Genomic DNA, 25,923 nt, shown 5'->3' with positions numbered 1-25,923 from the left:
ATCTCGACGGCGCGCCCGATGCGCTGAAGTAAGGCGCCTCCCGGTTCAGGCTGCCGACAAACCCCAGACAATCCTTGCTCATGATTATCACGCCTGTCCCGCCTGCGCCTGAGCGTGCGAGATTGGCCGAAATTTCGCCTGTATTCGCTTGCAACGAAACCCCATATGTGAAAATACTATTTACAAAAGAAGATTGACGGGAGGAGACGTCATGCAGTCAGGCGCCTTGACGCGTGTTGAAATGGTTGCGTGGAACCTCCTCCACAGCCGGCGGAGCCAGCCATGAACGACTTCGCCCCCACCGTCGGCGTCGCTTCGACCTACCCCAAAAACATGCCTGAGGCGCACGCCGCGCTGCCGGTGTGGAACGCCGAGAACTGGTTCTACGAGGACTGGCCGGTCGGCCAGAAGATCCGTTCGTTGCGGCGCACGATGGCGGAAGGGGACAGCCACCTTTTCAACACGCTGGTGCTCGACATCCATCCTTATGTGCAGGACCAGATGTTCGCCGAGAGCGAAGGCATTTTCGGCAAGCGGCTGATCGCCGGCGCCTTCGTCTTTTCGGCGGGACTGGGGCTGGTCGCCACCAACTGCGTCAACGCCTTTTCCTATGGCTACGACAAGCTCCGTTTCATAAAGCCCGTCTTCATTGGCGACACGATCTATTCGATCCGCTCCAACCTCGACAGGACACCGCGCTACAAGGAGATGGGACTGATCCGTGCCAGCTACGAAGTGTTCAAGGGCGAAGGCGAGCTCGTCCTCTATTGCGAGCATCTGCAGACGGTGAAGTACCGCAACCCGGCCGATTTCGTCGGCAAGACGGAGAAATGAAAATGCCGGCTTTGGCCGAATTGCCGCTTGCCGGTCTCACCGTCGTCGACATGAGCCAGTTCCTGTCCGGGCCTTACTGCTCATTGCGGCTGCTCGATCTCGGCGCCCGCGTCATCAAGATCGAGCGTCCCGATGGCGGCGATCTGTCGCGCCGACTCTACCTCAGCGACACCGAGATCGGCGGCGATTCCACCATCTTCCACGCCATCAACCGCGCCAAGGAAAGCTTTGCCATCGACCTCAAGAACGAGGCGGATCTCGAGGCGCTGCGCGGGCTTCTGGCCAAGGCCGACGTGCTGATCCAGAATTTCCGGCCTGGGGTCATCGAGCGCCTGGGCCTCGACTATGAGGCCGTCCGCAAGATCAACCCAAGGCTCGTCTACGCATCGATCAGCGGCTATGGCGAGGACGGCCCATGGGTCAAGCGGCCGGGCCAGGATCTGCTGGCGCAATCGCGCTCCGGCGTGATGTGGCTGAATGGCGACGAGGACCAGGGGCCGGTGCCGTTCGGGTTGGCCATCGGCGACATGCTGGCGGGCGCGGCCTGCGCGCAAGGCATTCTGGCTGCGCTGGTGCGGCGCGGCATCACCGGCCAGGGCAGCCACATCGAAACCAGCCTCCTGGAAGCGCTGGTCGACTTCCAGTTCGAGGTGTTGACGACGCATCTCAATGACGGCCGGCGTCTGCCGCGCCGCTCCAATTTCCGCAGCGCACATGCCTATCTCTCGGCGCCATACGGGGTCTACCCGGCCAAGGACGGCTATCTCGCAGTTGCCATGACACCCATCCCAAAGCTTGCCGACCTGCTGTCGCTCGAAGAGCTGGCGCCTTATCGCGACAGGCCGGCCTCGTGGTTCACCGCGCGCGACGACATCAAGGCGATCATCGCGCAGCGGATCGCCAGCAAAACCATCGACGAATGGCTCGCCATTCTCGAGCCCGCCGACATCTGGTGCGCCAAGGTGCTGACCTGGCCGGAAATGCTGGCCAGCGAAGGCTTCCAGTCGCTCGACATGCTGCAGACGGTGACGCGCGAGGACGATGTTTCGATCCTCACCACCAGTTCGCCGCTAAGGGTCGATGGTGTCAGGGCCAAGGTCGATCGCGCGGCACCACGCATCGGCGAGCACAGTGCCGCGATCCGCGAGGAGTTCGGCCTGTGACCACGCTCAAGGGCATGACCTGGAGCCATCCGCGCGGCTACGATCCGATGGTCGCCTGCTCTTCGCTCTGGCAGCAGAAGACCGGCGTCGCCATCGACTGGGACAAGCGCTCGCTGCAGGATTTCGAATCCTTCCCGGTCGAGGAACTGGCGCGCGCCTACGACCTCATCGTCATCGACCACCCGCATGTCGGCCAGATCACGGCGGAACGCTGCCTCGCACCGCTGGATGTCGCCGGCCGCGAGGCCGAGCGCGCAGCCCTTGCATCGGGGAGCGTCGGCCAGTCCTATCCGAGCTACAACTGGCAAGGGCGGCAATGGGCCTTCCCGATCGATGCGGCCAGCCAAGTCCAGGCATGGCGGCCGGACGCGCTCGACGCACCGCCGGCGCGCTGGAGCGAGGTGCTCGATCTCGCCCGGCAAGGCCGCGTGCTTTTGCCGCTGCGGCCGCCGCATGTGCTGATGGCGTTCTACACGCTGGCCGGCAATCTCGGGCACGCTTGCGCGACCGATCCGTCCCGCGATCTCATCGACAGCGAGGCCGGCAGCGAAGTCTTCGAGATGATGCGCGAGATCGCCGCGCTGGTCGAACCGGCCTGTTTGGAGATGGATCCGATCGCGGTTTCCGAACGCATGGCAGCGGCCGGTTCCCAGATCGTGTCCGCACCGCTGATCTATGGCTACGTTTCCTATGCGATGTCGGGGTTTCGCGCGCGCCGGCTGGCCTTTACCGACATCCCGGTCGTTGGCGCCAACGGCCCTGTCGGTTCGGCGCTCGGCGGCACCGGCATAGCGGTGTCAGCCTTTTCCAAGGCGAAGGAGGCCGCGACCGATTTTGCCTACTGGGTCGCCAGCGGCGACGTGCAGCGCGGCGCCTATGCCGCTGCCGGTGGCCAACCAGGCCATGCTGCCGCCTGGGAAGACCACACCGTGAATGCCGCGACCGGCAATTTCTATCGCGAAACACGGGCGACGCTGGAGGGTGCATGGGTGCGGCCGCGCCATGACGGCTACATGGCGTTCCAGCAGGCAGCGTCCGACCGCATCCTTTCCGGCATGACTTCCGGGCACAGGGCCGCCCAGGTCGTTGCCGATCTCGTCAGCCTGTTCCGGGAGAGTGTCCCCGCGCAGGTGTCCGGCGCTGCCGGCAGAGGAGCCTGAACAAAACCGAACGGAACCTCTGGGCTACGCCCCGGCGAGGCGCCGAGGCAAATCCAGCTATTCCAACCGCCAGAGCTTGCGGGCATTCGCGGATAGGAGCCGCTCGCGTTCCGCGATGCTGCAGCCGGAAAGCAGCGCGTGGGTCGCCGCCACCCAGGTCGAGAGGCCGCCACCAAGCGTGCAGACCGGCCAGTCGCTGCCCCAGACGACGCGGTCCCAGCCGAACGCGGCGATGGTGTGCTCGACATAGGGCCGCAGCGTCCCGACCGTCCAGCTGCCGGCATCGGCATAGGCAACGACGCCGGAGATCTTGGCCATGACGTTCGGACGCCGCGCGATCTCGCTGATATGCTCGCGCCAGGGATGCTCGGCTCCGCCCTTGATGTCGGGGACGCCGCAATGGTCGAGAACGAACTGGACGTCGGGCGCCAGGTCGGCCAGCGCGATCGCCTTGGGGATCTGGTGCGGCAGCACGACCAAATCGAAGGTCAGGCCAGTGCCGCCAAGTCGCTTGATGTTGTCGCGAAACACCGCGCCTTCCGACACATCGTCCGGGACGACATGGAGCACGCGGCGGAAACCCCTGACGAAAGGATTTGCCCGCTGCCTTTCGAGATAGGTCGGGAAATCCGTGTCTTCCGGCCTGCAGGACGCGATCGCCCCTACCAGCATGCTGCCGGCCTGCCGTGACAATCCTTCGACACGCGCCGTCTCGGCTTCGATGTCAGCGGGATCGACATCGACCTCCATGTGCAGCACGCGCTCGATGCCGACACGCTGCGCCTCGGCGGCATATTCCTCATAGGAGAAATCGCGGTTGAGCTGCGGCACGCCGGCAAGCCAGGGATAGCGCAAGGCCGAGCGATCGATGAGATGCAGATGGGTGTCGATGATCACTGGAGTTCCTCCCAAATTGGTTTTTAAATCATCTCACGGAGGAATCCTTCATTCAAATAAGAATTTATGCTGCCGACCCTACAGCCGACCCGGCCAGGTGCGACAGCTTCTCGCAGGTCGCCAGCAACAGCTCGATCGTCCTGGTGATATCGGGCGCCGACGGTGCGTTGACCACGGTGATGTAGGGAATGGACAGGGCGGCGATGGCCTTGCCGTCGGAACTGCGCACCGGCGCCGAGAGGTTGAAGACGCCAGCGGTCTGCATCGAGGCCATCATTTCGTAGCCACGGTCGCGGATCTGGTCGAGCCGGGTGAAGAACTCGGTCGACTGCGCCGTCTTGTCGGTGCTGCGGGCGTGTTCGGAGATCATCATCTGCCGCTCCTCCTGCGAGCGGAAAGCGAGCAGTACGTGGCCCGAACCGGTGTCGAACAGGCTGATGTGGGAGCCCACCCGGATCGAGATGCCCCAGTAGTTCGGCGCCTCCTGCTGGGCGATGACGACGGCGGAACCACGATCAAAAACAACGAGTTGGTTGGCCTGCTGCGAGGTCTCGGCCAGTTCGCGCATCAGCGGCGTGGCGTAGGAAACCAGCCGCCGCACCGGAGCGTGCAATTGCGCCAGGCCAAACAGTTTCAGCGTCAGCGAATAGCGGTCGCCGTCAAGCCTTGTGACATAGCCGCGCCGCACCAGCCGGTCGAGCATGCGGTAGAATTCGTTCGGGCTGCGGTCGAGTTTCTTGGCGATTTCGGCCTGGGTCAGGCCGCCGTCGACGCCGGCCAGCAGTTCCAGGATGTCGAGCCCCTTGTCGAGCGCCGGCGCGCGGTAGCGCTCGTCTTCGCTGTCGTCCATGAGGCATTTCTCCAGTGAATTCTGTCCTTCATATACGCAGGAATGCGGCTGACGGAAACAAATTTCGCCTTGACGTACGTATGAATGTTTTGTTTGTATATGAATGTCGCATTTCTTGTCACGCGGATAAGTCGCGATCGCGCCGCGGCGCACCCAGGGAGGAAACCAATGAACAGACTGCTTTCCGGCGTCTCCGCCGGCGCATTGGTGCTTGCATTCGGTGCAGGCACTGCCCTTGCCGGCGACCTGCCCGGCAAGTTCGAAGGCGTCACCGTCGACGTGAAACTGATCGGCGGCCAGCAATATGAAAAGCTCTATGAGCGCATTCCCGAATGGGAGAAGGCCACCGGCGCCAAGGTCAACATCCTGACCAAGAAGAATGGCTTCGACATCGACAAGGAGTTGAAGTCCGACATCGCCTCCGGCAGCACCAACTGGTGCGTCGGCTGGAACCATTCGTCCTTCGCACCACAATATACTGGCCTCTACACCGACCTCGGCAAATTGCTGCCCAAGGAAGAGATCGACGCCTTCGTGCCGTCGACGATCAAGGCGGCCACCATCGACGGCAAGCTGGAGATGCTGCCACGGGCGCAGTTCGACGTGTCGGCGCTCTACTACCAGAAGAGCCTCTACGAGAACGCCGACAACAAGACCAAATTCAAGGCCAAATACGGCTATGACCTGGTGCCACCGGACAGCTGGAAGGAAGTTACCGACCAGGCCGAGTTCTTCGCCAACCCACCCAATTTCTACGGCACGCAGTTCGCCGGCAAGGAAGAGGCGATCAACGGCCGCTTCTACGAAATGGTGGTCGCCGAAGGCGGCGAGTATCTCGACAAGGACGGCAAGCCGGTCTTCAATTCCGAGGCCGGCATCCGGGCGCTCGACTGGTTCGTCAATCTCTACAAGGCCAAGGCGGTGCCGGCCGGAACCACCAACTATCTCTGGGACGATCTCGGCCAGGGCTTTGCCTCGGGCACCGTGGCCATCAATCTGGACTGGCCGGGCTGGGCCGGCTTCTTCAACGATCCGAAGTCGTCGAAGGTGGCGGGCAATGTCGGCGTGAAAGTCGCGCCGAAGGGGTCTTCCGGCAAGCGCACCGGCTGGTCCGGCTTCCACGGTTTCTCGGTCACGGAAAGCTGCCCGAACAAGCAGGCCGCGGCCTCGCTGGTGTGGTGGCTGACCAATGAGGACAGCCAGAAGCTGGAAGCCGCCGCAGGCCCGCTGCCAACCCGCACAGCGGTCTGGGACTGGGATCTGAAGCAGGCCGAGAACGATCCCTACAAGAAGGAGGTTCTCTCCGCCTTCCAGGAAGAAGCCAAGCACGCCTTCGCCGTGCCGCAGACGCCTGAATGGATCGAAATCTCGAACGCCGTCTATCCCGAACTGCAGGCGGCCATCCTGGGCGACAAGACCGCCAAGCAGGCATTGGATGAAGCCGCCGCCAAGGCGACGCAGATCCTCCAGGATGCCGGCAAGCTCTAGAACCTTCTCCCAAGGCCGCCTCCCCCATTCATGAATGGGGGAGGCGATCGCGTCTCGTCGGAAGCTCCGCGATGCATATCGCCTTTCGCCGCCCCGCCCACGCAACGCAAAACCCAACAGGATTCTGATGAAGGGCTTCAAGCCATCGGCGCCATTCCTGCTGCTGCTTCCGGCCTTCATCGTGCTGGCGGCGGTCGTCGTCGTGCCGCTGCTTCTGTCGCTCTATTCCAGCTTCACACCGTTCCGCCTGACCAAGCCCGAAACATTCTTCGTCTTCGTCGGCTTCCGGAACTATCTGTCGATCCTGGCCAACACCGATTTCTGGTGGGCGTTCGGGCGCACTGTGCTGTTGCTGACCATCGCGCTCAATCTCGAAATGCTGCTTGGGCTGGGGCTCGCCATGCTGGTCGAGAAGGCAACGCGCGGCCAGCGCATCCTGCGCACGCTGATGATGTTTCCGATGATGTTCTCGCCGATCCTCGTCGGCTTCCAGTTCAAGTTCATGTTCAACGACAATATCGGCCTGGTGAACAACGCCCTGCAGTCGCTCGGCATTACGCAGGACGCCATTCCGTGGCTGATCGAAGGCCACCTCGCCTTCATCGCCATTTCGATAGCCGAGATCTGGTCGTCGACCGCGATCTTCGCCATCCTGATTCTCGCCGGCCTGCTCGCCATGCCCAAGGAGCCGATCGAGGCCGCGCGTGTCGACGGCTGCACGCCGTGGCAAACCTTCCGCTATGTGACGTGGCCGTTCGTCATGCCTTTCGCCTATATCGCCATGACCATCCGTTCGCTCGACGTCGCGCGCGCCTATGACATCGTCAAGATCATGACCGATGGCGGACCGGCGGGCCGCACCGAGCTGTTGTGGACGCTGGTGGCGCGCACCGCCTATAGCGACGGGCGCATGGGCATGGCCAACGCCATGGCCTATTTCTCGATCCTGCTGTCGATCGCCTTCACCGTCTATTTCTTCAACAAGCTCGCCGCGGCGCGCACGCAGATCGGTGCGGAGTGGTGATGGACGAGAATTCTTCCGCCCGGCTCAAGCGCCGGCTGCTGGGCATCGTCCATCGCATCGGCCTGTTCCTGGCGATGCTGACCATCTGCATGCCCGGCCTCTGGATCGTGCTGTCGTCGCTGCGGCCGACGGTCGAGATCATGGCCAAGCCACCAGTGTGGATTCCTCAGGAGATCTCGTTCGACGCCTATGTCGCGATGTTCTCAGGCATCGGCAAAGGCGGCATCCCAGTCATCGAATATTTCCGCAACTCGCTGATCATCTCGGTGACTTCGACGATCATTGCGGTCGCCATCGGCATGGCCGGCGGCTATGCCTTCGCGCGCTACCGTTTCCGCGGCAAATCCAGCGTCTTCCTCGGCCTGATGTTGACGCGCACCGTGCCGGGCATCGCGCTGTCGCTGCCGCTCTTCTTCCTCTATGTACGGCTCGGCATCATCGACACGCATTTCGGGCTGATCCTGGCCTATGTCGCGCTCAACGTGCCGTTCACCATCTGGCTGATCGACGGCTTCTTCCGCCAGGTGCCGAAAGACCTCGCGGAAGCAGCACAGATCGATGGCTGCACGCGCTGGCAGGCTTTCTGGCAGGTCGAGTTCCCGCTCGCCGGTCCGGGCATTGCGTCGGCTGCGATCTTCGCCTTCCTGACCTGCTGGAACGAGTTCGCGCTGGCTTCGCAACTGACGCGCTCGGTCAGCGCCAAGACGCTGCCGGTCGGCCTGCTCGACTATACGGCCGAGTTCACCATCGACTGGCGCGGCATGTGCGCGCTGGCCGTGGTGATGATCATTCCGGCACTCACCCTCACCTACATCGTCCAGAAACACCTTGTCGGCGGCTTGACCTCCGGCGCGGTGAAAGGCTGATCCCATGGCAACGGTTTCCCTCAAAAAGCTGACCAAGCGCTACGGCAATATCGGGATCGTGCATGGCATCGATCTCGATATCACCGACCGCGAATTCATCGCACTGGTCGGCCCGTCGGGCTGCGGCAAGTCGACGACTTTGCGCATGATCGCCGGGCTCGAAGAAATCAGCGCCGGCTCGATCGAGATTGGCGGGCGTGTCGTCAACGACCTGCCGCCGCGCTCGCGCAACATCTCGATGGTTTTCCAGTCCTATGCGCTCTATCCGCACATGACGGTGCGTGAGAATCTCGGCTTCTCGCTGAAGATCGCCGGTGCGGCCAAAGAGGACATGGATCGCCGCGTCGCCGAGGCCTCGGCCATTCTCGGCCTCGACATGCTGCTCGACCGCCGCCCGTCGCAACTGTCGGGCGGCCAGCGCCAGCGCGTCGCCATGGGCCGCGCGATCGTGCGCGACCCCGACGTGTTCCTGTTCGACGAGCCGCTCTCCAATCTCGACGCCAAGCTTCGCACGCAGATGCGCACCGAAATCAAGAAGCTGCATGCCAAGGTGCAGTCGACGGTGATCTACGTCACCCACGACCAGGTCGAGGCGATGACGCTGGCCGATCGCATCGTCATCATGCGCGACGGCCATATCGAACAGGTCGGCACGCCCGACGAGGTGTTCCGCCGCCCGGCGACACGCTTCGTCGCCGGCTTTATCGGTTCGCCGCCGATGAATTTGCATGAGGCGACGATCGATGACGGCCAACTGGTCTTCGCCAGCGGCGAAAAACTGCCGCTGCCCGCCCAATTCAAGGCCAATGTCGCGACCGGGGACAAGGTCGTGTTCGGTCTGCGGCCCGACGACATCTATCCGACCGGCCATGGCATCAGCTCCGGCGGCGCGGCCGAAGTCCATCAGATCGAACTGTCGATCACCGTCACCGAGCCACTCGGCAGCGAGACGCTGGTGTTCGTCGAGTTCAACGGCGCGGACTGGGTTTCGCGCATGCTGAACCCGCGCCCGTTGCGGTCCGGCGAGCGGGTCACGATGAGCCTCGACCTGTCGCAAGCGCATCTGTTCGCCGCCGAGACCGGAAAGACATTGCGGAGCTGAACGATGGCTAGAATTGAGAAAGTCGAACTGCGGATGGTGGACCTTGTGCCCAAGGTCAAGCGCACGGATGCCATCCAGAGTTTCGTCAGCCAGGAAACGCCCATCGTCACGATTACCGATTCCGACGGCGCTGTCGGCACCGGCTACAGCTACACGATCGGCACCGGCGGCTCCTCGGTGATGCGGCTCTTGTCCGACCATCTGGCGCCACGCCTGGTCGGCCGCGACCCCGACATGATCGAGGCGATCTGGCACGATCTCGAATTCGCCACCCATGCGACCACCATCGGCGCCATCACCGCGATCGCCATTGCGGCGATCGACACTGCGCTCTGGGATCTCAGGGCAAAGAAGCAGAAGCTGCCGCTGTGGAAACTGGCCGGCGGCGCCAAGGACCGCTGCCCGCTCTACACGACCGAAGGCGGCTGGCTGCACATCGAGACCGCTGCACTTGTCGACGACGCACTGGCAGCCAAGGCGAAAGGATTTCGCGGCTCGAAAGTAAAGATCGGCAGGCCGCACGGATCGGAGGATCTCGCCCGCCTGTCGGCGGTGCGCAAGGCGGTGGGCGACGGCTACGAGATCATGACCGATGCCAACCAGGGGTTTTCCGTCGACGAGGCGATCCGGCGCGCGGCGCGGTTGCGCGAACTCGACCTCGCCTGGATCGAGGAGCCGCTGCCGGCCGACGATATTGACGGCCATATCAGGTTGTCCAACTCGACGCCGACGCCGATCGCCATTGGCGAGTCGCTCTATTCGATGCGCCATTTCCGCGAATACATGCAGAAAGGCGCCTGCTCGATCGTGCAGGTCGATGTCGGCCGCATCGGCGGCATCACGCCATGGCTCAAGATCGCCCATGCGGCGGAGGCCTTCGACATTCCGGTCTGCCCGCATTTCCTGATGGAGCTGCATGTCAGCTTGACCTGCGCGGTTCAGAACGGCAGGTATGTCGAGTACATTCCGCAACTCGACCAGCTGACCGGCAAGCATATGCGCATCGAGGATGGGCATGCGCTGGCGCCCGACGAATCCGGCATCGGCATCGACTGGGATTGGGACGCGGTCAAGGCCATGAGCATCGCCGAATTCACCACGGCGATCACCAGATAGGAGAGAAACGGATATGCAGCGGATGGGCATGGTGCTGGGGTTGAAGCCGAAAAAGGTCGAGGAGTATGTCCGCCTGCATGCCGCCGTCTGGCCCGACGTGCTGACCATGATCTCGGCCTGCAACATCAAGAATTATTCGATCTATCTGAAGCGACCGGAGAACCTGCTGTTTTCCTATTTCGAATATCACGGTACCGACTATGCGGCCGACATGGCCAAGATGGCCGCCGACCCGAAGACGCAGGAATGGTGGGCGGTCTGCATACCATGCCAGGAGCCGCTCACGACCCGCAAGGAGGGCGAATGGTGGGCCAGCATGGACGAGGTCTTCCACTATGACTGAAGGCGGTTTCGACCCTGCCTTACTCGTCCAGTCGTGGCCAAAACCCTCGAAGCCTCGCCCGATCGTCACTTTCGGTGCCGGATCGATCGTCGGCGACGCGCATTTTCCCGCCTATCGCAAAGCCGGCTTTCCGATTGCCGGCCTCTATGATCCGGACCAGGCCAAGGCGAAAACCCTGGCCGACAAATGGGGCGTGACGGCGTTCCGTTCGGTCGACGAAGCCGCATCCGTCCAGGATGCGATCTTCGATCTGGCGACCCCGCCGGGACGGCACGCCGAGATCCTGAAAGCCCTGTCGGACGGTGCGGTCGCGTTGATCCAGAAGCCGATGGGCAATTATCTCGGCGAGGCCACCGAAATCCTCGAAATCTGCCGCGCCAACAACCTCAAGGCGGCCGTAAACTTCCAGCTGCGTTTCGCGCCAATGATGCTGGCGCTCAAGGATGCCATCGCCAGGGGCTGGCTCGGCGAGGTCGTCGACTTCGATGCCTGGCTGGCGCTGGCGACGCCGTGGGAGTTGTGGGAGTTCCTGCTCAAGGCGCCGCGCGTCGAGATTGCCATGCACTCGATCCATTATCTCGACCTGATCCGGCAATTGCTCGGCGATCCCAAAGGCGTTCACGCCAAGACCCTTGGCCATCCCAACCACAAGGTGGCGCAGACGCGCACCAGCGCCATTCTCGACTATGGCGACGCGGTACGCTGCGCGCTGTCGATCAACCATGACCACAAATTCGGTCGCCGCCACCAGGCCTGCGAGTTCCGCATCTGCGGTACGGAGGGTGCGGCCTATCTCAAGCTCGGTCTCAACCTCGATTATCCCCGGGGCGAACCGGACATTCTGGAAATCCATCCGAAGGGCGGAACGGGCTGGATCGCGGTACCGCTTGCCGGCGAATGGTTCCCCGACGCCTTCGTCGGGCGCATGGCCAATGTGCAGCGCTTTGCATCAGGAGAAGACGACGAACTGGTCAGCTCGGCAGAGGACGCCTGGAGCACCATGGCGCTGGTGGAAGCCGGCTATAGATCGAGCGCGGCGCCGGCCACGCCAATCGCGGAAAGACCCTGATGGAACAGACCACCTATTTCGAAGACTATGAGATCGGCTCTTCGCGGCTGACCAGCGGCCGCACCATCACCGAGACCGACTTCGTCGTCCATGCCGGCCACACCGGGGATTTCTTCCCGCACCATATGGACGCCCAGTACATGAAGACGACGCCATTCGGCCAGCGCATCGCGCATGGCACACTGGTGTTCTCGGTCGGTATCGGGCTGACGGCGAGCATCGTCAACCCCGTCGCCTTCTCCTATGGCTATGATCGGCTGCGCTTCATCAAGCCGGTGTTCATCGGCGACACGATCCGCACGCGCACCACCGTCACGGCCAAAGAAGACGATCCCAAGCGGCCGGGCTCGGGACGGGTAATCGAGCGCTGCGAGGTGATCAACCAGCGCGGCGAAGTCGTGCTGGCCGCTGACCACATCTACATCGTCGAACGCAAGCCGGCCTGAGGCAGCGTCTGCCAGGAACCGGTGGCGCGTGCGGTGATGCGCTCCATCCCGAGCAGCAGGACCATCCCGACTATGATTTTCGCGACAGGCCGCCGCCCTCTATCGCATTGACGAGCGTGTCGCTTCCTTTGCGAAGGAGCCGGCGCAGAACGCTCACTGCGGCCTCTCGATCAGGCCTTCCGCAAATTCACGCAATCGATGCTCCCCTGACACGCGGACTCCAGCGTAGTGGAAAACCGCCAAATTGGATATGAGTATCGTCGCGTACGAACCGCACCAAACCCGCTGCAGGCTAGCCAACGTTGATGGCGAGAAGCCCGGGCCGATGTGATCTCTGTCAGATATTTCTGCAGGGCGCTGCCCGGCCGAGGCGCGGCGCCTATGCTGCCGTGGCCGGCCGATCCTTGAACAGGACCGGATCAGCAACAGCCGGCCCCGCATATCGCATACGCAGGCGCAGAAACGGCGCTTCGATGCAGGTGTAGCTGAGATAGCCGATCGGGATCGTCGCCAGAAAGCACAGCAAGGACCAGAGGCAGGCAATGTAGAAATTGCTTATGCCCATGATGTTCAGGTTTATGAACGACGCCAACTGCATGACGAAGAACAGGTGCAGGAGATAGATCGAATAGCTGTAGGCGCCAGCCTTCTCCAGGATCTTGAACGGCAGGCCTGTTCGCTGCCTTGGAAAGCTGGTGTCATAGTAGGCGATCCCAAACGAATAGGCCGCCGCCTCCACCGTCGGCAGGATGATCCATATCCAGTGCGGCGAGGGATAGCGCGCTAGCTGGTAAAATCCCCCGGCGGCATCGAACCACCAGAAGAACCCCGAAAAGGCCAGCAGGACGGTCAGCGCGAGCCAGTGCCGGTCCTTCGCATGGGCGCGGAGATGGAAGGCTAGGATGCCGGCCAGGAACTGATCGGCATGGCCAATGATGGTCCACGCCGCCGCCGACTGTACCTCGCCGAGTTGCACGTAAAGCGCCCACCTCAGCAGAATGGCTGCCGCGATGAATAGCAAAGGGGCGAACAGGAAGCGTCTGGACGCCATCAGCAGGAACGGCAGCAGGATGTAGAAGTGGGCTTCCACGGTTATCGACCAGCCGCCGTTCGGGAGGGTGGGAAAGATCACCCCCTTCCCGACGTCGGTGAAATAGCCGCCCAGGGGCTGGCCCGCCATGGATACGCGGCAAGCCTCGATGGCTATCACGGCCAGCAGGAGCGGAAGCAGCCTCAGCGCCCGGTTGGCGAAGAAGGGCAGATAGCTGACCTGTTTCCCGTCAAGCAGCTTTGCGAACAGGTAGCCGGAGAGCGTCATGAACAATGAAACGCCGGTGAACCCCTCATCCAGCAGGCTGAAGATGGGCACAGCGGGTATGAAACCATAGGGCACCGGTCCCTCGGGAGACTGGTGGAGGAAATGCCAGCTGAAGACCAGGAAGGCCGCAAGGCCACGAACATGGTCCAGCGCCGGATAGTGTTCTCCAGTCGAAGATCTCATGATTCAGACCAGGCGCCCGGGCGTTCAACGATCATCGCCATGTCGCGCGGTCCAATGCCCGCAACGATGGCAGCAGTGCGAGGGTCCGCTTGCCAATGCCCAGTTTGTCTGCGTCTCGTTAATTTACACTTCCATCAGATGGAGAAAATCCGGCGCGGCCGGCCGCAACCGCCGGAAACCGCGCGGCAGGTGCCGGGACGCAGCCGCCTTCCCTCAATCGACCTCGACGGCAACCACCGCCGCGCAGTCACCAGCCTTGACCAGTCCGGGAAAATGCCGCGCCGCCAGCATGCCTGACATCTTTGCCCGGATCTCCTGCGGGGCAATGCCGGTGCGGCCAACCGAATGGACTCGTGCCAGCACCGCGCCGTTCTCGATGGGCTCGCCGAGATCGACCATGGTTTCGATCATGCCGTCCTCCTCGGCGAAGGAGAAGCAATCGCCCGACGGCATGTCCAACCATTGAGTTCCGCCCTTCTCGACCGCACCAGCGACGATGCCCGCATGACGAAGCACATTGAGTATGCCACGCCGTGCAATCCGCACCGTTTGAGCGCGCGAGGTGCCGCCGCCGCCAAGCTCGGTGCTGACGAAGACCTTGCCCATCTCCTCCGCCGCCGTGTCGTACATGCCGACCGAGTCGATCTCGATCATGCGCATCGAGAACGGCGCCGAAAATGCCGCCACCGCATCGAAGGCTTTCTGCTCCAACGCCTTGTCGGGCAGAGTGTGGGCCGCACAGAACGGCACGAAGTCCAGTGTCTTTCCACCGGAGTGGCAGTCGAAGACAATGTCGGCGCGAGGCAGCAATTCACGCTGGAAGTAGTCAGCGATCTTTTCCGTTACCGTGCCGTCCGGCCGGCCGGGGAAGCTGCGGTTCATGTTGCCCTTGTCGATCGGCGAGGTCCGCGTGCCGGCGCGGAAGGCTGGATAATTCATCGCCGGCACGATGATCACCGTGCCGCTGACTTGGCTGGGGTCGAGCGTGCGGGCAAGGTCGTAGAGCGCCAGCGGGCCTTCATACTCGTCGCCATGATTGCCGCCGGACAGCAGCGCCGTCGGCCCCTTGCAGTTGCGGATGACACAGATCGGGATCATCACCGAACCCCAGGCCGAGTCGTCGCGGCTGTAGGGCAAGCGCAGAAAACCATGCTGGACGCCGTCGCGGTCGAAATCGACGGTCGGCGCGATCGGTGATGGGCGGAGGCTGGACATCGGGCTCAATTCTTCACCACCAGTTTGCGCGGCACATTGGCCAGGCGCTCTACACCGGTTTCGGTAATCAGGATGGACTCGGTGATCTCCAGCCCCATCGTTTCCAGCCAGAGGCCGGTCATGAAATGGAAGGTCATGCCGGGCTTGAGTTCGGTGCGATCGCCGGGACGCAGGCTCATCGTGCGCTCGCCCCAATCCGGCGGATAGGAGAGACCGATCGAGTAGCCTGTGCGGTTGTCCTTGACGATGCCGTATTTCTTCAAGACGGCGAAGAAGGCATTCGCGATGTCCTCGCAAGCGTTGCCAGGCTTTGCGGCGGCAAGCCCTGCCTCCATGCCTTCCAGTGTCGCCTTCTCGGCATCGAGGAATTCCTGCGTTGGCTTGCCGAGGAAGACGGTGCGCGACAGCGGGCAGTGGTACCTGTTGTAGCAGCCGGCTATTTCGAAGAAGGTACCCTCGCCCCGCTTCATCGGCTGGTCGTCCCAGGTCAGATGCGGCGCCGAGGCGTCGACGCCGGACGGCAGCAGCGGCACGATCGCCGGGTAGTCGCCGCCGATACCGTCGACGCCGCGCGTGCCGGCATCATAGATCTCGGCGACGAGATCGCATTTGCGCATGCCGATCTCGATCTTGTCGAAGATGCGCTGGTGCATGGCTTCGACGATGCGGGCGGCCTTGCGCATATAGTCTATCTCGGTCGGGCTCTTCACCGCACGCTGCCAGTTTACCAGGGCCGTGGCGTCGACGAAGCGGGCATTGGGCAGATGCTTCTGCAGCGAGGCGAAGGCGGCGGCCGAGAACCAGTAATTATCCATCTCGACGCCGATGGTGAGCTTGCCCCAACCGCGATCGGAAAGCATGCTGGACAAGAAATCCATCGGGTGGCGTTCGGTCGACTGCACATAGTGGTCGGCGTAGCCGACGATGTTGTCATGCGCGAGATAGGCGGTGCGCTTGGCGCCGTTGGCGTCCTGACCGCGGCCATACCAGACGGGCTCGCCCGATGGCGGCACGATGACCGCCTGGTGCACATAGAAGGACCAGCCGTCATAACCGGTCAGCCAGGCCATGTTGGAGGGGTCGCTGACAACGAGGAGGTCGACGCCCCTGGCCTCCATGGCTTTCCGCGTCTTGGCGAGGCGATCCGCAAATTCGCCGCGCGAGAATTTCAGGTTCGGTTGCATTGTTCTTGTTCCTCGTTTGTTTGGCCCTGGAGCCCGTTTCAACTTTGTTGAACCGGCTCCAGGAATTTTTGCTTGAGCATGATCTGATCGGAAAACCGGTTCCCGCTTTTCCGGATCATGCTTTGCGGCGAGCATCAGCTCTCAAAAATGGTTCCGGCATTGGCCGCCCGCGCGCGGTCGCGGGCGAGCGTGGCGATCGCCGTGTCCTGCACGCCGGTGCCGGTCAGGTCCGCGATGGTTATATCGCTGGCCGAGCGTCTTCCGTGTCGTTCGCCCGCGATGATCTGGCCGAGTTCGGTCACCTCTTCCTCGGCGGCCATGACCCCTGCCGAGATGGCATGATGCAGTTCGCCCAGACGCCGCGTCTGGCGCGCGCTGTCGGCGACATAGAGGTCGGCCATGCGCAGGATCGCGGGCGCGATCTCGTTCTTGTGTTCAGCGTCCGAGCCCATGGCGGTGATGTGCTGGCCGGCGGCGACGAAGCCGGCCTTGATTAGCGGCTCGGCCGACGGCGTGGTGGTGACGATGATGTCGGCGCCGGCAACGGCATCTGCTGCATCGGGCTCGGCGCGCACGGTAATGCCCAGTCTTTCACGCAAGCGAGCAGCAGTGGCTTCGGCCTTGGCGGCGTCGCGCGCCCAGATGCGGGCTTCCGCGATCGGCCTGACAAGGCGCAGTGCTTCCAACTGCAGACCTGCCTGCAAGCCGGCGCCGAAGATCGCCGCCACGGTGGAGTCCTCGCGTGACAGATGCTTCGCCGCGACCGCGCCGGCAGCGGCGGTGCGGACATCGGTCAGGTAGCCATTGTCCAGCAGCAGCGCCTCGACCACACCGGTCTTTGCCGAAAGCAGCACCATCATGCCGCCACCGCTCGGCAGACCGAGTTTTGGATTGTCGAAGAAGCCAGAGCTGATCTTGACGGCGAAGCCGTCGATACCGGGCACATAAGCGGACTTCACGTCGACCTCGCCGCGATGCTCCGGGATGTCGAGGCGCAGGATCGGCGGCATCGCCACCGGCAACGTCGCCAGCGAACGGAAAGCGTTCTCGACGCAAGCGACGGCATCGAGATCGAGCGTCACGATCTTGCGCAGCTCGGCTTCGGTCAGAATCATCATACGGCTCATGCGGCGCGCTCCCCGATTGCCGCGCCGCAGACGATCCTGCGATGCGCGTTCATGTCGATGTTGCGGCCGGAAAGAAGTACGACCACCGGCCCTTTCGCCTTGACCTTGCCGGCGAGCAGCGCGGCGATGCCGATGGCGCCGGCGCCCTCGACGATCTCACGCTCCTGCGCATAGGCATGGCGGATGCCTGCAGCGATCTCGTCCTCGCTGAGCAGGATGACATCGTCGAGCAGGTCGCGGCACATGGCGAAGGTCAGCCTGTTGTGGAGGCCGATACCACCACCAAGCGAATCCGCCAGCGTCGGCAGTTCTTCCACCAGGACAGGCCGGCCGGCATCGAGGCTCGCCTTCATCGCGGCACCACGCGCCATCGAAACCCCGATCACTTTTATGCCCGGACTGACGCCCTTCACGGCTGCGGCAACGCCGGAGACCAGGCCACCGCCTGAAAGCTGCACCAGCACGAGACTGGCATCAGGAACCTGCTCGATCATCTCCAGCCCGAGCGTGCCTTGCCCGGCGACGATGGCGGGATGGTCGAAAGGCGGCAACATGACCAGCCCCTCCTCAGCCACCAACCGTTCGACTTCCTGCTGGGCATCGTCCTGGCTGTTGCCGACGATGCGGACCTCGGCGCCGAGCCGGCTGATTTCGTCCAGCTTGTTCTGGGGCACCAGCCGCGACATGCAGATCACCGCGCGCATGCCTTCGAGCTTCGCCGCATGCGCCAGCGCCCGGCCATGATTGCCGGTCGAGGCCGCGATGACACCGCGCGCCCTTTCCTCCGCGCTGAGCGAGGCGACGGCATTCGAGGCGCCGCGGAGCTTGAAGCTGCCGGTGGCCTGGCGATGCTCGAGCTTGAGATGGATGGGCACACCACCGAGACGTTCCGAAAGGCTCGAGGATGTTGCGATCGGCGTGCACTCGACTTTGCCGGCAATGCGGGCACGAGCGGCGCGGATATCGTTAAGGGAGACGGTCGCCATGGTCATCAATCGCGCGGCAGAGGAAGCGTCATCAGTTGCCCGAACTCAGGGCGCGGCGTCTCATCGCCACACAGCCGCAAGCAGTTCCAGGCTGTCGCCTGGTTGCTGGTCACCACAGGACGGCCGATCGCCTCTTCCATGCCGGTGACCGCAAGCGCGCCGCGTAGCGCCGTGCAGGACACAAACAAGGCGTCGGCCTGTGGGTGGGTCACTTGCCGCGCGAGATCGACAAGGGCTGCCGGCGGGATGCGCGCCATCTCGCGGTCGTCTTCGAAACCGAGACAGGTGAAGCTGGCGATCTCGAAACCACGCGCGGCGAAATAGGCCGCCATCGGCCTGGAGGTTTCGACCGTGTAAGGGGTCAGAATGCTGATCCGGCGCACGCCGAAGGCAGTCAGCCCGCGCACCCCGGCCATTGGCGGAGTGACCACCGGAACGCTTGATTTGGCCGCCTGGATCGCCGCCTCGATCTCGGCATCGCCGATCACCACCGAGGCCGACGTGCAGGAGTAGCAAATGGCGTCGAGCCTCTCGTCGGGCAGGATCAAGGCAGCACCCGCCGTCAGCGCCGGCTGCATCTTGCGCAGATTTTCCGGCGTCGTCGGATTGGCATAGGGGATGCGCGCGGCATAGACGCCGATGCGCTCGCTCGCCACCATGCAGCGGAAATCCGGTTCGGTCGTGTGGTCGGTGGCGAGGATGATCAGGCCGACGCGCTTGTCGAGCGGACGGTCATCGAGCGAGGGCCGTTTCGGATAGACCTTGATCTCGGGCAAAGGTTTCATCGGCTATCTCTCGATCTTGCCATAACGGCGTTCCAGCCAGCGTAGCAGCACGACCGAACAAAGGCTGATGGCGAGGAAAAAGGCGCCGACCAGTGTGATCGGCTCGATGTAACGATAGTAAGTGTTGGCGACGCTTTTGGCCTGGTTCATCAATTCCAGCACGGTGATCGCCGACAGCAGCGGCGTTTCCTTGAACATGGCGATGAAATAGTTGGCCAGCGCCGGGATCATTGGTGGGATGGCTTGCGGAATGATGATGTGGGTCCAGGTCTGCCTGGCGTTGAGATTGCAGGCCTTGGCGGCCTCCCACTGGCCACGCGGTACATTGTCGATGCCGGCGCGGTAGACCTCAGCCGTGTAGGTGCCGTAATGCAGGCCGAGCCCGATGACACCAGCGACCAGCGGCGGCAGCAAGATGCCGATGTCGGGCAGCACGTAGAAGATGAAATAGAGCTGCACCAGAAGCGGCGTGCCACGGATGAATTCGGCCGCCCAGCCGACGGTGCGTGACACGGCCTTATTGGGCGAGCGGCGCGCCAGCGCAATGCCCAGTCCGACGATCGCCGCCAGCACCGAGCCGAGCAGCGTCGCCAGGATAGTGACCTTCACCCCCTGGATCAGCGTCGGCATGATCTGCCATACGAAATCCCAGTCCCATTCCATCAGACGCGCACTCCATCAAGGCCGCGCGCCATGCGGCGTTCCGGCGAGCGGACGCCCCACGAAATGAGCAACGCCAGGATGAAATAGATGACCAGGATGGTGGCGAATGGCACCATCGTGTTGCCGGTCTGGGCGCGCACCACCTGCGCCTGGAAGGTGAGGTCGGCGAGCGAGATCAGCGAGACCACGGAGGTGGCCTTGAGCAGCTCGATGGCATTGTTGCCGAAGGTCGGCAGCATCACCAGAAAGGCCTGAGGCAGGATGACATGGCGCAGGCCTTGCCAGCGGCCGAGATTGAGCGCGATGCAGGCCTCATGCTGTTCGCGGCCGATCGACTGCACGGCGCCGCGCACCACTTCGGCGGCATAGGCGCCGACGTTCAATCCCAGCGCCAGCACGCCGGCTTGCAACGGGGTCAGTTCGAGGCCCATCAGCGGCAGCACGAAATAGGCGAAGAAGAGCTGCACGAAGATCGAGGTGCCGCGGAAGAATTCGATATAGGCGGTGGCGAGCGCCCTCAACGCGAAGAAGCGCGACAGCCGCCCCATCCCGGCAAGAAAGGCCATGATCAGAGCAAGCACCGACCCCATCAGCGTCAGCTCGATGGTGACAAGCGCTCCCTGCAATATCAGGCCGAGATAGCCGGACCACTGGGTCATCTAGGTTCCAACGTTTGATCTTGGTCCCTTCTCCCCGTGGAACGGGGACAAGATGCCGGTCTACTACCCTCCGTAGCTGCAGCGCAGCTGCTGCGTAGGACGGGCAGGCAGATAAGGGGCAGCGCGAACTTATGAAGGTATGGCGCCGCCCCTCATCCGTCACTTCGTGACACCTTCTCCCCGTTGAACGGGGGAGAAGAAAAATCACTTCGCCGAGCAGAGCTTGTCGCGCGTCGTCGACATGGCGGCGGCGGCCGAGAAACCGTAGGGCTCGATAATCTTGGCGAACTCGCCCGACTTCTTCATCTTGGCCAGTTCGACGTCGAAGGCATCGCGCAGCGCCTCGTCGCCCTTCTTGAAGGCGGCGCCGTCGCAATAAACCGGGGCGCCCTGCACCGGCGCGATGACTTCGAGGTTCGGATCATTGGCCTTTTTCATCAGATCGTTGATCGACAGAACCGGCAGCGAATAGGCGTCGATGCGGCCGTCCTGCACCATCTTCAGGCCGCTCTGGCCGTCCGGCACGACGATGACGCGTTCGCGCGGCACACCGGCGTTGAGCGCCAGCTTCTCCTCGGTGCCGCCGCCGGGCGCGCCGATCGTGGCTGATGTATCCTTGGCGACGTCCTCGTACCCCTTGAAGCCTTTCGGATTGCCCTTCTTCACCAGCATCGACTCGGCATCGCACAACACCGGCTCGGAATAGGCGACCGCAGCACAACGTTCGGGCTTCATGAACAGGCCGGCGGTGACGACATCGAAACGGCCGGCCTTCAGGCCGGGGATCATGGCGCCATATTCCGAGATCGAGGCGACGATGTCGGCGACGCCCAGCCGCTTGAAGATCTCGCGCGCCACGTCCGGCGCGGCACCCGAGACCTTGCCGTCCGCGGCGACCGCCGTATAGGGCGGCTCATTGGCGATGGCGACACGGGCAAAGCCCTGTCCCTTCAACTGTTCGAGCTTGCTGTCGTCGGCCGAGCCCGGGATCGCGCCGGCCAGCACCGCCGTCAGTGCAACGCCGGCGACGCCGGCCAGAATGCCAAGTTTCTTCATTGTTCCCAACTCCTTGTTTCTTGTCTTGGTTTTGGCTTCTTGCCTTGGTTTGTCTGGGGCGATCTGCCGCCCCGCAAAGCGGTCAGACGCGATGTCCGGCCGCGATGATCTTCTTCAGGAAGCCTTGCGTGCGTTCCTGCTTGGGATGGCGAAAAATCTCGTCGGGCTTGCCTTCCTCAACGATCTTGCCGCGATCGAAGAACAGCACCCGGTCGGCGAAGTCGTGGGCAAAACCCATCTCATGGGTGACCAGCAGCATGGTCATGTCGGTCTCGGCGCAGAGCCGCCACAAGACGTTGAGCACCTCCTCGACCAGTTCCGGGTCGAGCGCCGACGTCACCTCGTCGAACAGCATGATCTTGGGCTGCAGAGCGAGCGCCCTGGCGATCGCCACGCGCTGCTTCTGACCACCCGACAGCTGCGCCGGCATCGCCTTGGCCTTGTCGGCCATGCCGACCATGTCGAGCAGTTCCATCGCCCGCTTCTCGGCGGCAGGGCGTGGCGTGCCCTTGGTTAGTATCGGCGCCAGCGTCACATTGTCGATGACGCTCTTGTGCGGAAACAGGTTGAACAGCTGGAACACCATGCCGATCTTCTGACGCATCCTGGCCAGATGGCGCTCGTCGGCGGGCAGCAGCTGGCCATTGCGTTCCATGTGGTAGAGCTGCTCGCCCTCGATCTGGATGTGGCCGCCATCGATGCGCTCCAGCGTCATCAGGATGCGCAGGATCGTCGTCTTGCCCGAGCCGGACGGACCGATCAGCGCCAGCTTCTCACGCGGCATGACCTGCATCGACAGGCCGTCCAGCACCTTGAAGGCACCGAAGCTCTTCGAAATGGCGTCGACCTTGATAATGGGTGCGGACAAATGAATTTCCCCGTGCTGGAGAAGCCTGTGCCCTTAACGATGCGGAACGCGCCAAATCATGTCAATCGGGAAAATAATATCATGACAATATTTCCCATTCCGCACAATTGTTGAGCAATCGGTGCCGAGGAGAGCGGCGCACTCGCTAGATTGCCAACAGCAGATGTTCCGGATCGCCAAGCAAGAGCTTGGTGACAACGCCGAGGCCGGCGCGCAGTTCCCCTTCGGTGGTCGAGCCCAGCGAGATGCGCACCGCCGGATGCCAGGGCGCGTCGGAAATGCGGAAGGATGTGCCCGGCGCGATCGCCACGCCCTGCAGCCGGGCCTGGGCGACAAAACCCTCCTCGGCGCGGTCGTCGGGCAGTTGCAGCCAGATATGCAGTCCGTCGCGCCGGGCACGATAGTCGATCCCGGCCAATGCTTCGGCGGCGATATCCTGCCGCCGCCGCAATGCGGCGCGCTGCCAGCGCACGAGTTCCATCGCGGTGCCGTCGGTCACCCATTTGGTGGCGATCTCGGCCACCAGCGGCGTTGCCATCCAGTTGGAGACCAGGTGCCGGTTGGCGACGGCGGCGACATAGCGGTCGGGTGCAGCGAGATAGCCGATGCGCAGGCCGGGCACGGTGATCTTGGTGAAGGAGGTGACGTAGAGCGTGCGCTCCGGGGCAAAGGCGGCGACCGGCGGCGGCCGGTCCTCGACCAGCGGCCCCAGCACGTCGTTCTCGATGATGGCGATATCGTGCTTGCGCGCAACCGCGGCGATTTCTTCGCGCCGCCGTGCATCCATAAGGGTTGCCGTGGGGTTGATCACCGAGGGCTGTACGAACACCGCGCGGATGTCGGAAAGCCGGCAGGCCTCGTCCAGCGCCTCCGGAATCAGGCCATTGCCGTCGATCGGCAGGCCTTGGAGGTTGAAGCCGAGATAGCGCGCCAGCGGCACTAGCGTGTGGTGGCCGATCGCCTCGGTGGCGACTGTCGAGCCAGGCGGCGCCACGCTCATCAGCGCCACCGTCATGCCGGCGGTGGCACCATTGGTCAGGCTGATGTTCTGTGCCGAAATGTCGAGTCCGCACAATTTCAGCCATTCGACCGCCACCGCACGATGGCGCGGAAACACCATGTTGGGCCGGAAGGACAGCGCCGAACTCGACGGCAGGTTTTCGGCGAGCCAGCCCAGCGCCTGTTTCAGCCGCTCCAGATGCATCGGTTCGCAGACCGGCTTCAGGATGGAGAGGTCGATGACCTCGCCGAGGCGCTCGGGCAGATAGGGCGGCTCCGGCTCGCGGCGCTGCGTCTGGACGAAGCTGCCGCGGCCGATCTCGCCCGAGATCAGGCCGCGCCGGATCAATTCCTCATAGGCGCGGCTGACCGTCTGTACCGACAGCTTGAGGTCGGCGGCCAGCCGGCGGTGTGTCGGCAGCCGCGCGCCATTGGCAAGGCGCCCGTCATGGATGGCGCGCGCGAACTGGTCGGCCAGCGATTGATAGGCTGGCCGCCTTATGAGCGCGGGATCGGGTTGCCACAATGTCATGACTTATTAGAGATCGAAATCAGTGCAATTGACAATCGAAATAATGCGCCATCATGGTACTGTGGACGAAAAAGTGGGCCCTGATGACTGCTGCGAAACTCGACGCCATCGACCTCAAAATCCTCGACGCCATCCAGCGCGACGGGCGCATCACCAAGCTGGCGCTGGCCGAGCAGGTGGGACTGTCGCCGACCCCATGCTGGATGCGCCTGCGCAAGCTGGAGAAGGCCGGCATCGTCTCGGGTTATCACGCGAGGATCGCCATGCGCGTCGTGGCGCCGGTGGCCACCGTGCTGATGGAAGTGACGCTGGCCAGCCACCGCCAGGCCGATTTCGACCGCTTCGAGCGCGTCATCCGCGATATCCCCGAGATCGTCGCCTGCTGGTCGGTGGGCGGCGGCGTCGACTATGTGCTGAAGGTGATGGCGCGTGACATCGACGCCTACCAGCGGCTGGTCGACGGCTTGCTCGAACGCGAGATCGGCATCGACCGCTACTTCACCTACATCGTCACCAAGACGGTGAAGGAAGAGGTCGCACTTCCCATCGCCGAGTTGCTGCCCGCGTCGCCGTAATGCCGGAGAAATCGTCTGCAGAGGCGGCACAATAGAGACAATATCTCTACTGCAGGACACCCAAACAGCCTCTCTGTCCGCCCAAGATGGATAGTCTCCCCGGATCAGACCGAACCGGGGAGGCTTCGACCATGTCCGCGCATTTTGCCCGTACGCATCGCCATGAGGCGCTTGACCGCCTCGCCGACCGCCGTCTGATGCGCGAACTCGCCTATGTCGACGGCCACTGGACGGCGAGCGAGGCGGCGGAAAGTTTCGAAGTCGCCGATCCCGCGACAGGCACCACCGTCGCTTTCGTCGCCGCACTCGACGCGCGCCAGACGACAAAGGCGATCGATGCTGCCGCGCGGACTTTCCCGGCCTGGCGCTCGCTGCTGCCGCAAGAGCGGTCAAGAATCCTGCGAAAATGGTTCGAGCTGATCATCGCCGCGAAAGACGACCTCGCTTTGCTGATGACCCTGGAACAGGGCAAGCCCTTGCCGGAATCGCGCGGCGAGATCGACTATGCCGCCTCTTTCGTCGAATGGTATGCGGAGGAAGCCAAGCGCCTCAACGCCGAGAGCGTCACCTGCCATCTGGCGAATGCGGAAATGATGGTGCGACGCGAGCCGCTCGGCGTCGTCGGCATCGTCACGCCATGGAATTTCCCCTCGGCCATGCTGACCCGCAAGGCGGCCGCGGCCCTTGCCGCCGGCTGCACCATCGTCGCGCATCCGTCCTCGGAAACGCCGCTGTCGGCGTTGGCGCTGGCCGAGCTTGGCAAGCGCGCCGGGCTGCCGGCGGGTGTCTTCAACATCGTCACCGGCAAGGCCGCGACGATCGTTGGGCGCATGTGCGAGGACGCACGCGTCCGCGCCATGAGTTTTACCGGCTCGACCGAGATCGGCAGGCTGATTGCCGCGCAGAGTGCGCCGACGATGAAGCGGTTGGTGATGGAGCTTGGCGGCCACGCACCGCTGATCGTCTTTGCCGACGCGGATCTCGACAAAGCGGTGAACATCGCCATCGACGCCAAATTCGCCACGTCAGGCCAGGATTGCCTCGCCGCCAACCGCATCTACGTCCAGCGGCCGCTCTACGATCGCTTCTGCGCTTCCCTCGCGAGGCGGATCGAGGCGCTGAGGACCGGCAATGGCCTTGACGACATGACTGACATCGGACCGCTGATGCATGAGCGCGCCGTCCAGAAAGTCGAGGAGCAGGTCGCCGACGCCATCGCCCGTGGCTCGCGCTGCCTCGCCGGCGGCAAGCGGCATCAGGCCGGACCGCTGTTCTACCAGCCGACGCTGCTGACCGATGTTCCCGACGCGGCGCTGATCATGCGCGAGGAGACTTTTGGGCCGGTCGCCGCGGTGACGCCGTTCGACGACGAGGACGAGGTGATCGAGCGTGCCAATGCCACCGAATATGGCCTG

General features: G+C 63.3%; 26 protein-coding genes. 13 read left to right on the top strand and 13 right to left on the bottom strand.

Annotation, left to right across the window (positions count from 1 at the left end; genetic code table 11):
* Positions 1 to 282: 282 nt before the first annotated feature.
* The 3 genes from ACWGS8_RS15765 to ACWGS8_RS15755 are packed head-to-tail and all read left to right on the top strand — an operon-like array spanning position 283 to position 3,157.
* Positions 283 to 834 (top strand): MaoC family dehydratase, encoded by a 552-nt coding sequence (locus ACWGS8_RS15765; RefSeq protein WP_454581791.1) that lies wholly within the window; start codon positions 283 to 285, stop codon positions 832 to 834.
* Positions 835 to 836: 2 nt separating this feature from the next.
* Complete coding sequence (locus ACWGS8_RS15760; RefSeq protein WP_454581790.1) at positions 837 to 1,997, top strand: CaiB/BaiF CoA transferase family protein; 1,161 nt, start codon at positions 837 to 839, stop codon at positions 1,995 to 1,997.
* A gap of 14 nt (positions 1,998 to 2,011) precedes the next feature.
* Positions 2,012 to 3,157 carry an extracellular solute-binding protein gene (locus ACWGS8_RS15755; RefSeq protein ID WP_454582200.1) on the top strand — a complete coding sequence of 382 codons (1,146 nt, stop codon included), beginning with the start codon at positions 2,012 to 2,014 and terminating at the stop codon, positions 3,155 to 3,157.
* A 57-nt stretch (positions 3,158 to 3,214) separates the two neighbouring features.
* Here the strand turns inward: ACWGS8_RS15755 and ACWGS8_RS15750 are convergent, their stop codons facing one another.
* Positions 3,215 to 4,054, bottom strand: coding sequence for an amidohydrolase family protein (locus tag ACWGS8_RS15750; protein WP_454581789.1), 840 nt, complete (start codon positions 4,052 to 4,054; stop codon positions 3,215 to 3,217).
* Between the two features lie 64 nt (positions 4,055 to 4,118).
* Positions 4,119 to 4,904, bottom strand: a complete 786-nt coding sequence (locus tag ACWGS8_RS15745) for an IclR family transcriptional regulator (protein ID WP_454581788.1) — start codon at positions 4,902 to 4,904, stop codon at positions 4,119 to 4,121.
* Positions 4,905 to 5,072: 168 nt separating this feature from the next.
* Between ACWGS8_RS15745 and ACWGS8_RS15740 the strand changes: the two genes are divergently transcribed.
* From ACWGS8_RS15740 to ACWGS8_RS15705, 8 genes are all read left to right on the top strand, one after another.
* Positions 5,073 to 6,392 carry an ABC transporter substrate-binding protein gene (locus ACWGS8_RS15740; protein ID WP_454581787.1) on the top strand — a complete coding sequence of 440 codons (1,320 nt, stop codon included), beginning with the start codon at positions 5,073 to 5,075 and terminating at the stop codon, positions 6,390 to 6,392.
* A gap of 127 nt (positions 6,393 to 6,519) precedes the next feature.
* On the top strand, positions 6,520 to 7,416 hold the full coding sequence (locus tag ACWGS8_RS15735; RefSeq protein ID WP_027046570.1) for a carbohydrate ABC transporter permease: 897 nt from the start codon (positions 6,520 to 6,522) through the stop codon (positions 7,414 to 7,416).
* Positions 7,416 to 8,282 carry a carbohydrate ABC transporter permease gene (locus tag ACWGS8_RS15730; RefSeq protein WP_454581786.1) on the top strand — a complete coding sequence of 289 codons (867 nt, stop codon included), beginning with the start codon at positions 7,416 to 7,418 and terminating at the stop codon, positions 8,280 to 8,282. The genes ACWGS8_RS15735 and ACWGS8_RS15730 overlap by 1 nt, the downstream gene beginning before the upstream one ends.
* Positions 8,283 to 8,286: 4 nt before the next feature.
* The gene (locus ACWGS8_RS15725; protein ID WP_454581785.1) at positions 8,287 to 9,384 is read left to right on the top strand and encodes an ABC transporter ATP-binding protein; all 1,098 of its coding nucleotides are present in this window, start codon (positions 8,287 to 8,289) and stop codon (positions 9,382 to 9,384) included.
* 3 nt (positions 9,385 to 9,387) lie between these two features.
* On the top strand, positions 9,388 to 10,500 hold the full coding sequence (locus ACWGS8_RS15720) for a mandelate racemase/muconate lactonizing enzyme family protein (protein ID WP_454581784.1): 1,113 nt from the start codon (positions 9,388 to 9,390) through the stop codon (positions 10,498 to 10,500).
* 13 nt (positions 10,501 to 10,513) lie between these two features.
* Positions 10,514 to 10,843, top strand: coding sequence for an L-rhamnose mutarotase (locus tag ACWGS8_RS15715; protein ID WP_454581783.1), 330 nt, complete (start codon positions 10,514 to 10,516; stop codon positions 10,841 to 10,843).
* Positions 10,836 to 11,912 carry a Gfo/Idh/MocA family protein gene (locus tag ACWGS8_RS15710; RefSeq protein WP_454581782.1) on the top strand — a complete coding sequence of 359 codons (1,077 nt, stop codon included), beginning with the start codon at positions 10,836 to 10,838 and terminating at the stop codon, positions 11,910 to 11,912. Before ACWGS8_RS15715 ends, ACWGS8_RS15710 begins: the two co-directional genes overlap by 8 nt.
* Positions 11,909 to 12,358 (top strand): MaoC/PaaZ C-terminal domain-containing protein, encoded by a 450-nt coding sequence (locus tag ACWGS8_RS15705; protein WP_454582199.1) that lies wholly within the window; start codon positions 11,909 to 11,911, stop codon positions 12,356 to 12,358. Before ACWGS8_RS15710 ends, ACWGS8_RS15705 begins: the two co-directional genes overlap by 4 nt.
* A gap of 379 nt (positions 12,359 to 12,737) precedes the next feature.
* On the opposite strand, the gene ACWGS8_RS15700 is transcribed toward ACWGS8_RS15705, so the two are convergent.
* The 11 genes from ACWGS8_RS15700 to ehuR form a co-directional block, all read right to left on the bottom strand.
* Positions 12,738 to 13,859, bottom strand: a complete 1,122-nt coding sequence (locus tag ACWGS8_RS15700; RefSeq protein WP_454581781.1) for an acyltransferase family protein — start codon at positions 13,857 to 13,859, stop codon at positions 12,738 to 12,740.
* Positions 13,860 to 14,072: 213 nt separating this feature from the next.
* Entirely contained in the window at positions 14,073 to 15,074 is a 1,002-nt protein-coding gene (gene doeB, locus ACWGS8_RS15695; protein WP_454581780.1) for a N(2)-acetyl-L-2,4-diaminobutanoate deacetylase DoeB, read from the bottom strand.
* A 5-nt stretch (positions 15,075 to 15,079) separates the two neighbouring features.
* Positions 15,080 to 16,258 carry an ectoine hydrolase DoeA gene (doeA, locus tag ACWGS8_RS15690; protein WP_454581779.1) on the bottom strand — a complete coding sequence of 393 codons (1,179 nt, stop codon included), beginning with the start codon at positions 16,256 to 16,258 and terminating at the stop codon, positions 15,080 to 15,082.
* A 134-nt stretch (positions 16,259 to 16,392) separates the two neighbouring features.
* Entirely contained in the window at positions 16,393 to 17,385 is a 993-nt protein-coding gene (locus ACWGS8_RS15685) for a cyclodeaminase (protein ID WP_454581778.1), read from the bottom strand.
* Entirely contained in the window at positions 17,382 to 18,371 is a 990-nt protein-coding gene (eutB, locus tag ACWGS8_RS15680; protein WP_454581777.1) for a hydroxyectoine utilization dehydratase EutB, read from the bottom strand. The genes ACWGS8_RS15685 and eutB overlap by 4 nt, the downstream gene beginning before the upstream one ends.
* Before the next feature lie 5 nt (positions 18,372 to 18,376).
* The gene (eutA, locus tag ACWGS8_RS15675; RefSeq protein WP_454581776.1) at positions 18,377 to 19,156 is read right to left on the bottom strand and encodes an ectoine utilization protein EutA; all 780 of its coding nucleotides are present in this window, start codon (positions 19,154 to 19,156) and stop codon (positions 18,377 to 18,379) included.
* A 3-nt stretch (positions 19,157 to 19,159) separates the two neighbouring features.
* On the bottom strand, positions 19,160 to 19,819 hold the full coding sequence (ehuD, locus tag ACWGS8_RS15670) for an ectoine/hydroxyectoine ABC transporter permease subunit EhuD (RefSeq protein WP_454581775.1): 660 nt from the start codon (positions 19,817 to 19,819) through the stop codon (positions 19,160 to 19,162).
* Positions 19,819 to 20,478 (bottom strand): ectoine/hydroxyectoine ABC transporter permease subunit EhuC, encoded by a 660-nt coding sequence (gene ehuC / locus ACWGS8_RS15665; RefSeq protein ID WP_454581774.1) that lies wholly within the window; start codon positions 20,476 to 20,478, stop codon positions 19,819 to 19,821. Before ehuC ends, ehuD begins: the two co-directional genes overlap by 1 nt.
* A 204-nt stretch (positions 20,479 to 20,682) precedes the next feature.
* A complete protein-coding gene (ehuB, locus tag ACWGS8_RS15660) occupies positions 20,683 to 21,534 on the bottom strand; it encodes an ectoine/hydroxyectoine ABC transporter substrate-binding protein EhuB (RefSeq protein ID WP_454581773.1) in 852 nt (283 codons plus the stop codon).
* An 82-nt stretch (positions 21,535 to 21,616) separates the two neighbouring features.
* On the bottom strand, positions 21,617 to 22,402 hold the full coding sequence (gene ehuA / locus ACWGS8_RS15655; RefSeq protein ID WP_454581772.1) for an ectoine/hydroxyectoine ABC transporter ATP-binding protein EhuA: 786 nt from the start codon (positions 22,400 to 22,402) through the stop codon (positions 21,617 to 21,619).
* A 145-nt stretch (positions 22,403 to 22,547) separates the two neighbouring features.
* Entirely contained in the window at positions 22,548 to 23,933 is a 1,386-nt protein-coding gene (gene ehuR, locus ACWGS8_RS15650) for a MocR-like ectoine utilization transcription factor EhuR (RefSeq protein WP_454581771.1), read from the bottom strand.
* Positions 23,934 to 24,016: 83 nt separating this feature from the next.
* On the opposite strand from ehuR, the gene ACWGS8_RS15645 reads away from it, so the two are divergent.
* Both ACWGS8_RS15645 and ACWGS8_RS15640 read left to right on the top strand, forming a co-directional pair.
* Positions 24,017 to 24,508 carry an Lrp/AsnC family transcriptional regulator gene (locus ACWGS8_RS15645; RefSeq protein WP_454581770.1) on the top strand — a complete coding sequence of 164 codons (492 nt, stop codon included), beginning with the start codon at positions 24,017 to 24,019 and terminating at the stop codon, positions 24,506 to 24,508.
* 131 nt (positions 24,509 to 24,639) lie between these two features.
* On the top strand, positions 24,640 to 25,923 hold a 1,284-nt coding region (locus ACWGS8_RS15640; RefSeq protein ID WP_454581769.1), incomplete at its 3' end, for an NAD-dependent succinate-semialdehyde dehydrogenase.

The sequence above is a fragment of the Mesorhizobium sp. 43Arga genome, from assembly GCF_053714255.1.
Note: the sequence above shows the minus strand (reverse complement) of the source record. Positions and strands in the feature narration are given on the sequence as shown.